This is a genomic window from Streptomyces sp. LS1784, from assembly GCF_020103755.1.
In the GTDB taxonomy this organism is placed as follows: Bacteria; Actinomycetota; Actinomycetes; order Streptomycetales; family Streptomycetaceae; genus Kitasatospora.
The window spans coordinates 1-1,918 of the sequence record NZ_JAHSQD010000948.1; the positions used below are offsets into that span (position 1 = coordinate 1).

1 protein-coding gene is annotated in these 1,918 nt (G+C 76.8%); it reads left to right on the plus strand.

Annotated elements, in window-relative coordinates; translation table 11 throughout:
* Positions 1-1,918 (plus strand): non-ribosomal peptide synthetase (locus KS423_RS44525; protein WP_224285376.1); only part of this gene is annotated, 1,918 nt, incomplete at both ends.

Below are 1,918 nucleotides of genomic sequence, written 5' to 3' on the forward strand. Positions count from 1 at the left end.
CCCCGCGCACCCTGGTCGACGTGCTGGACGCCACCGTGCGCGCCCACCCCGACGAGCCCGCCCTGGACGACGGGCAGACCGTGCTCAGCTACCGCGTGCTGGCCGCCGAGGTCGAGCAGCTGCGCCGCCGGCTGGCCGCCGCCGGGATCGGCCCGGGCGACCGGGTCGGCGTGCGCGTGCCCTCGGGCACCAACGACCTGTACGTCTCGATCCTCGCGGTGCTCGCCGCCGGGGCCGCCTACGTCCCGGTGGACGCCGAGGACCCGGACGAGCGCGCCGAGCTGGTCTTCGGCGAGGCCGCCGTCGCCGCCCTGCTCGGCGCCGGGCGCGACCTGGCGACCGCCACCGAGCGGGCGCCCGCCCCGGAACGCCGCCCCACCCCGGCCGACGACGCCTGGATCATCTTCACCTCCGGGTCGACCGGCAAGCCCAAGGGCGTGGCCGTCAGCCACCTCAACGCCGCCGCCTTCGTGGACGCCGAGGCCGCGCTCTTCCTCCAGGAGGAGCCGATCGGCCCCGGCGACCGGGTGATGGCCGGCCTCTCGGTGGCCTTCGACGCCTCCTGCGAGGAGATGTGGCTGGCCTGGCGGCACGGCGCCTGCCTGGTGCCGGTCCCCCGCTCCCAGGTACGCAGCGGCGCCGACCTCGGCCCCTGGCTGGCCGAGCAGGAGATCACCGTGGTCTCCACCGTCCCGACCCTGGCCGCACTGTGGCCGGCCGAGGCGCTCAACGAGGTGCGGCTGCTGATCTTCGGCGGCGAGGCCTGCCCGCCCGAGCTGGTGCAGCGCCTGGTCACCGAGGGCCGCGAGGTGTGGAACACCTACGGCCCCACCGAGGCCACCGTGGTCGCCTGCGCCGCCCTGCTGACCGGCGAGGGCCCGGTACGGATCGGGCTGCCGCTGGACGGCTGGGACCTCGCCGTGGTGGACGAGGCCGGCGTCCCGGTCGCCCCCGGCGGCACCGGGCAGCTGGTGATCGGCGGGGTGGGTCTGGCCCGCTACCTCGATCCGGAGAAGGACGCCGAGAAGTACGCGCCGCTGCCCTCGCTGGGCTGGGAGCGCGCCTACCGCAGCGGCGACCTGGTCCGGGCCGACCCGGCCGGCCTGCTGTTCCTGGGCCGCACCGACGAGCAGATCAAACTGGGCGGCCGCCGGATCGAGCTCGGCGAGGTCGACGCGGCCCTCCAGGCCCTGCCCGGCGTGGCGGGCGCGGCGGCTGCCGTGCGGACCGCGCGCGGCGGCAACCAACTGCTGGTCGGCTACCTGGTGGTCCAGGACGGCTTCGACCGCGAGCGGGCCGTCGAGCGGCTGCGCGCGGAGCTGCCCGCCGCCCTCGTCCCGCTGCTGGCGACCGTCGAGACCCTGCCCACCCGGACCTCCGGCAAGGTCGACCGCAACGCCCTGCCCTGGCCGCTGCCCGAGCTGGAGAGCGCCGGCCCGAGCGAGGAGCTGTACGGCACCGAGGCGTGGCTCGCCGAGCAGTGGTCGGAGATCCTCGGCGTCCGGGTCGGCGGCCCCCGCGACGACTTCTTCGCGATCGGCGGCGGCAGCCTGGCCGCCGCCCGGCTGACCACCCTGCTGCGCACCCGCTACCCGAGCGCGGCCGTGCTGGACATCTACCAGCACCCGACGCTGCGCAAGCTCGCCCGGCACCTGGAGCGCACCGCCGGCGAGAGCGCCGAGGCCCGGACCGTCACCCTGGTGCCGACCAGGGCCAAGCTGCTCCAGCTGCTCCTGCTGGTCCCGCTGTTCACCGTGGTCGGCCTGCGCTGGACGGTCGCGCTGCTGGCCGCCGGGAACCTGCTCGCCCACCTCGGCGACTACCCGTGGGCGCCCACCGCCTCGTGGTGGTGGGTCGGCGCGGGCGCGCTCGCGCTGTACAGCGCGCCGGGCCGGCTCGCGATCGGGGCCGGCGGCGC